Genomic DNA, 5,227 nt, shown 5'->3' with positions numbered 1-5,227 from the left:
AGGTTGGTCGCAGGCGGCTGAGCGGCGGGAGTCCGCCGAGTGCGCTGTGGCGTCTTTCAGTGTTGTAGTACTCGATCCAGGGGGCAAGGGCCGCGGTGCGTTCGTCGTTGCTCGTGAAGACCTGCCGGTAAGCCCACTCGGTGGCCAGGGTGCGGTTGAGGCGCTCGACCTTGCCGTTCTGCCACGGGCAGTGCGGGCGGATGAACACCTGCTTGGCCCCCAGCGCGGCGACGACCGCCCGCACGGCCGTGGAGTGGCGGTAGGCGAAGGCGTTGTCCGTCATCATCCGCTCGATCCTCGGGATCCCGTGGGCGGCGAAGTAGGCGGCCGCCCGGGTCAGGAACCCCGCGCAGGTGGTGCCCTTCTCATCGGCGTGGATCTCGGAGTACGCCAGCCTCGAGTGGTCATCGACCACCGTGTGCACGTAGTCGAAGCCGGGCCCGTGGCGGCGATCTCTGACCGCGTTCGCACGGCCCAGGGCCCGCCACCCGCCACCATCAGGGATCCGCCCGAGCTTCTTCACGTCCATGTGCACCAGCTCGCCCGGATGCTCGCGTTCGTGGCGCACCGCGGTCGTCTTCGAGGACCGGAGGACTTCCCCGGTCAGCGGGTCCAGATCCCGCAGGTACGGGACCTGGTGGCGGGCCAGGATCCGGCCCACCGTGCGTGCCGGGATGCCCAGCTCGCCCCCGATCCAGTCCTGGCCCTGCCGGGTCCTGGCGCGCAGCGCCAGGACCCGTTGCTCCGTGCTCGTGCAGGTGCGGGTCGGGGTGGTGTGCGGGCGCGAGGACCGGTCGTGCAGGCCGGCCTCGCCCTCGGTGTCGTCGCGGGCGATCCAGTGGGCCACGCACTTGCGCGAGATCCCCATGGCCTTGGCAATGTGGGACTTGGGCATCCCGGACCGATGCCGGGAGACGATGAGCAGCCTGCCGTGGACGGTGGTGCGGGCGTTACGGTGGGACACGGGAGCCTCCGTGGTGGATGTGGGCCTTAGACAAGCCACACCCCACCCGGAGGCTCTCCTCACGTCAACACCCCCTGCTACCAACGTCCTGGCTGGGTACAGCTAGGCGCGCCGGCACGGGCACCGCGGGCACCGAGAAGAGAGGCACATGCACCAGTGACCGACACCTGCCCGGTGGCGTTCTTCCTGTCGGACGGCACGGGGATCACCGCCGAGACGCTGGGCAACACCTTGATCACGCAGTTCCCGGAACAGCGCTTCGAGCGCCACACCGTGCCCTTCATCGTCACCGTGGAGCGGGCACGCCAGGTCGCGGCCCGCATCGACGCCGTCGCGGCCACCGGACGGATGCCGGTCGTGTTCTCCACCGTCGTCGACCCGGACATCCGCGACATCCTCGCCGGCAGCCAGGGCTTCTTCGTGGACCTCTTCGGCACCCACCTCCCACAGCTCGAATCCGCGCTGCACGCCACGGCGAACCTCCAGCCCGGAAGAGCCCACGGGCTCGGGGACGCCCTGCGCTACCAGTCCCGGATGGCGGCGGTCGAGTACGCCATGGAGCACGACGACGGTCAGTCCATCCGGGCCCTCGAGCGTGCCGACCTGATCCTCATCGCCCCTTCGCGCTGCGGCAAGACCCCCACCACCATGTACCTGGCCCTGCAGCACGGGATCCGCGTCGCCAACTTCCCGCTGGTGGACCAGGACTTCGAGCGGCGGGCCCTGCCGACCCCCGTGGCACCCCACCTGAGGAAGTGCTTCGGACTCACCTCGCAGCCCCTCATGCTCAGCCAGGTCCGTCAGGAGCGGCGGCCGTCGACCGTCTACTCCTCTCTCGCCCAGTGCTCCTGGGAACTGCGCAATGCCGAGGAGATGTACGCGCTGAACGGCATCCCCCACGTCAACTCCGCCTCCATGTCCGTCGAAGAGATCTCGGCCACGATCCTCGAACGCATGGAGCTCGACGAGGCCGACCACGATCCGGCCGGGCGTCATCGGTGACCGCGTACCACGTGCTGCCCGGGTTCGTGCGCCGGCGGACGAGACCGAAGACTCCGACGCTGACGCGGGAGATGGGAGCGTCTCCGCGGCCGCTCCTGCGCCGAGGTGATTTCCTCGCATAGAGGACCGACCATCTGGGGGGCAGCTGATGTGGTGGTGTCCGAGGATAGATACCCGCGCTCATCACCAGAGGGGTGTCATCGAGGTGTGCCGCGGATCAGGGCAGGGGTGCAGTTCGATCATGTGCCCGCTGCGCGGTGCGTCCCGGGCGCTTCGAGCCATCCCGAGACGGACAGCCATGCTGCACACAGTGCCGGCCAGGCTTCAGGCTCCCCCGCGTCCTCGGCCAGCCCGAGACCGTGGGCTCCGGCGGGGAAGACGTGCAGGGCGTGGGGCACTCCCTGGCGTGCCAGCGCCTGGCCCAGGAGGTACGAGTGCCGCACCGGCACCGAGGGGTCGTCGGCAGTGTGCCAGATGAAAAAGGGTGGCGCCGCCGCCGTCACCAGGCGGTCCAGGGAGGTCGCGGCCCGTGCCTCGGCGCTGGGAGCGGTGCCCAGGAGCTCCTGCTGGCTGCCCTTGTCGGTGTCGAGCTCCATGGACACCACCGGGTAGCACAGGACCACCGCGTCGACCCGTTCAGGGTCCGAAGGTGAGGCGCTCAGAGCGGCATGGCCGGCCAGGTGGCCACCCGCCGACGATCCCAACAAGGCGACCCGCTCGACACCAGCCGCCCTGAGCCGGCGAATCTCCGCCCGTACTGCTTCCAGTGGGGCAGGGTGCTCAGCGTGCACCGGGTAGCGGAACACGGTTGCTGAGAGGCCGAGCTGCCCCAGCCACTCGGCAATGGGCTCCGCCTCGTTGTCCGCATGACCGGCGTACCCCCCTCCGGGGAGCACGATGACGTGCCTGCTGGGCTCCCCACCCTCCGGCACGGGGCCTCGGACGGGCGGGGACGCGGGGGCCACGAAGGAGGGCTGTGAGTTCATGACTCCAGCATCCCAGGAACGGTTCTCCTTGCTGGCGCTGACCTTGCAGGAACGGGAGTTGTTCGTCAGGCGCTGGAGGGCGCCGGAAGCCGTCCGTCCATGGTTCCCGCCTTCCAGATCCCACTGACTGTGGTCTTTTCGCTCGAGGTGATGACCATCCATCTCCTCCTTTTATGTTGACTGTCAACAGTCGGCGGCTGTAACGTGATCTGTGGCACAACGTCTGCACGGCTTCAGGCAAGGATCCGCATCGCATGTTCTCTTCCCGACTGGGCTGTTCATCCATCAGTTTCCGGCACCAATCGCTGCCCGAGGCGCTGGGCACCATCGGCGGGCTCGGCTTCGAGGAGATCGATCTGGGGGCCCTGCCCGGGGTCTGTGACCACGTTCCCTACGTGCTCGACGGCACCGCGGTGAACCGGGTGGCCGCCGAGGTTCAAGCTTCTGGCTTGCGCGTGCGCTCGGTCAACGGGGACGTCGGGGACCTCAACGCTGTGCTGGACGAGCGCCAGCGCGCAGAGCGCGGCGAGCACCTGGAGATGCTCCTGGAGCTCACGGCCGCTGTCGGCGCCGATGCCCTGGTCCTGCCCTGCGGGGCGCTCGAGCACGAGCCGGTCCGGTCCCTCGAGGAGGACATCCGGGCGGTGGCCGAGGAACTGGCCCGCGCGTCCCGGCGGGCGGCCGCCGCCGGTGTGGAGCTGTGGTGCGAGTCGTTGCACTTCTTCCGGCTGTGCTGGAACACCGAGCGTGCCCAGCAGCTGACGGACGAGCTGGAGGGCAACGGCGTGGGCGTGGTCATGGACTTCAGCCACATCGTCGCCTCCGGCGGGGATCCCGTGCGCTTCGTGGAGACCTTCGCCGACCGGATCACCCACGTGCACCTGCGCGACGCCACCGCGGGAAACATCAACCTGAGCATCGGCAATGGCGAGGCCGACTTCGCCGCCGGCCTGGACGCTCTCGAGCGCGCCGGGTACACCGGCCACTTCTCGCTCGAGCTCGAGACCCGCGACGTCACCAACGACCAGCGCCCGGCGGCCACCCGCGCGGCCGCCGAGTACATCACGTCCCTGCTGTAGAACCCATCCACCATCACCCCTAGGAGCACCATGTCGACCACCCAGCGCACCGCCGTCATCACCGGAGCCACCTCCGAGAAGGGCATCGGAGTCACCACCGCCCGCCGCTTCGCCCGTGAAGGATGGGGCGTGGTGATCCTGGACCTCGACGCCGAGAAATCCGCCCAGGTCGCCCAGGACATCGGACAGGAGTGCGGCGTGCCGGCCTTCGGGCACGCGATCGACGTCGCGGACGAGGCCTCGGTGACCGTTGCCCGAGACGCGGTGGCCGCCGAAGTCGCCGCCGGCTATCTGCCGCCGGTGGGGGCGGTGGTCAACATCGCCGGGATCACCTCCCCGGTCCCGTTCCTGGAGACCACCCTCGAGCTGTGGCACAAGGTCATGGACGTCAACGCCACCGGCACCTACCTGGTCACCAAGGCGTTCCTGCCCGAGATGATCGAGGCCGGCTGGGGTCGGATCGTGAACATGTCCTCCGTCTCCGCCCAGCGCGGCGGCGGGGTCTTCGGCAAGGTCCCCTACTCCGCGGCCAAGGCCGCGATCCTCGGCTTCACCAAGGCGCTGGCCCGCGAGCTGGGCCCGACCGGCGTCACGGTCAACGCGGTGACCCCCGGGGCGGTCGACACCAACATCCGCGTCGGCAGCACCGACGAGCAGGAGGCCGCCATCGCGGCCGGCATCCCGGTCGGGCGCACGGCCACCACCGAGGAGATCGCCGCGTCCATCACCTTCCTCGCCGCCGAGGACTCCGCCTACCTGACCGGAGTGACCCTCGACATCAACGGCGGAAGCCACATGCACTAAAGCGGTTCACCCGCTTCGTTCCCGCCGCCTCCCCGCACCTGCGGGGAGGCGGCGGCATCACCACTCCAGGAGACACCATGCACCGTTCTCTCACCTTTGGTCCGCCTGCCGGCCACGGATCGACGGGGGTCCGGATCCACGACCTGTCCGATCTCCGGGCCGGTGACGTCGTGGAGATCCGGCACTGGGACACGGTGCACCAGCGGGGCGTGGTGGACGTGGTCAGCCCGCGGCTGGGAGTGCTGTGGATCCTGGACGGCCCGTTGCGCGACCGGACCCTGGTCCACGCCTGCGAGCACGCCCTCTGGAGGATGCCGCATCCCGCGCGCAGCGCCTGAGCGGCGCCGGCTCAGCCCGCTCGGGCGGTGAGCACAGCGGTGAGGGCCGGACGG

The 5,227-nt window shown here is 69.6% G+C and carries 6 protein-coding genes; 4 read left to right on the top strand and 2 right to left on the bottom strand.

What is annotated here, in order from left to right; genetic code table 11:
- The coding region (locus tag ACH9D2_RS10350; RefSeq protein WP_396362091.1) for an IS481 family transposase at positions 1-964 on the bottom strand (964 nt) is incomplete at its 3' end.
- Between the two features lie 156 nt (positions 965-1,120).
- Between ACH9D2_RS10350 and ACH9D2_RS10345 the strand changes: the two genes are divergently transcribed.
- Positions 1,121-1,966: a pyruvate, phosphate dikinase/phosphoenolpyruvate synthase regulator gene (locus ACH9D2_RS10345; protein WP_396362751.1), complete on the top strand. Its 846-nt coding sequence runs from the start codon at positions 1,121-1,123 to the stop codon at positions 1,964-1,966.
- 239 nt (positions 1,967-2,205) lie between these two features.
- Here the strand turns inward: ACH9D2_RS10345 and ACH9D2_RS10340 are convergent, their stop codons facing one another.
- Positions 2,206-2,952 carry a prolyl oligopeptidase family serine peptidase gene (locus tag ACH9D2_RS10340; protein WP_396362750.1) on the bottom strand — a complete coding sequence of 249 codons (747 nt, stop codon included), beginning with the start codon at positions 2,950-2,952 and terminating at the stop codon, positions 2,206-2,208.
- Positions 2,953-3,206: 254 nt separating this feature from the next.
- Between ACH9D2_RS10340 and ACH9D2_RS10335 the strand changes: the two genes are divergently transcribed.
- The 3 genes from ACH9D2_RS10335 to ACH9D2_RS10325 all read left to right on the top strand — a co-directional run bounded on the left by ACH9D2_RS10335 (position 3,207) and on the right by ACH9D2_RS10325 (position 5,173).
- Complete coding sequence (locus ACH9D2_RS10335) at positions 3,207-4,031, top strand: TIM barrel protein (RefSeq protein ID WP_396362749.1); 825 nt, start codon at positions 3,207-3,209, stop codon at positions 4,029-4,031.
- A 30-nt stretch (positions 4,032-4,061) separates the two neighbouring features.
- Positions 4,062-4,835 (top strand): SDR family oxidoreductase, encoded by a 774-nt coding sequence (locus ACH9D2_RS10330; RefSeq protein ID WP_396362748.1) that lies wholly within the window; start codon positions 4,062-4,064, stop codon positions 4,833-4,835.
- A 77-nt stretch (positions 4,836-4,912) separates the two neighbouring features.
- Complete coding sequence (locus ACH9D2_RS10325) at positions 4,913-5,173, top strand: hypothetical protein (protein ID WP_396362746.1); 261 nt, start codon at positions 4,913-4,915, stop codon at positions 5,171-5,173.
- Positions 5,174-5,227 lie beyond the last annotated feature (54 nt).

The sequence above is a fragment of the Kocuria rhizosphaericola genome (assembly GCF_044462205.1).
In the GTDB taxonomy this organism is placed as follows: Bacteria; Actinomycetota; Actinomycetes; order Actinomycetales; family Micrococcaceae; genus Kocuria; species Kocuria rhizosphaericola.
This window is presented reverse-complemented; position numbering and strand designations above follow the sequence as displayed.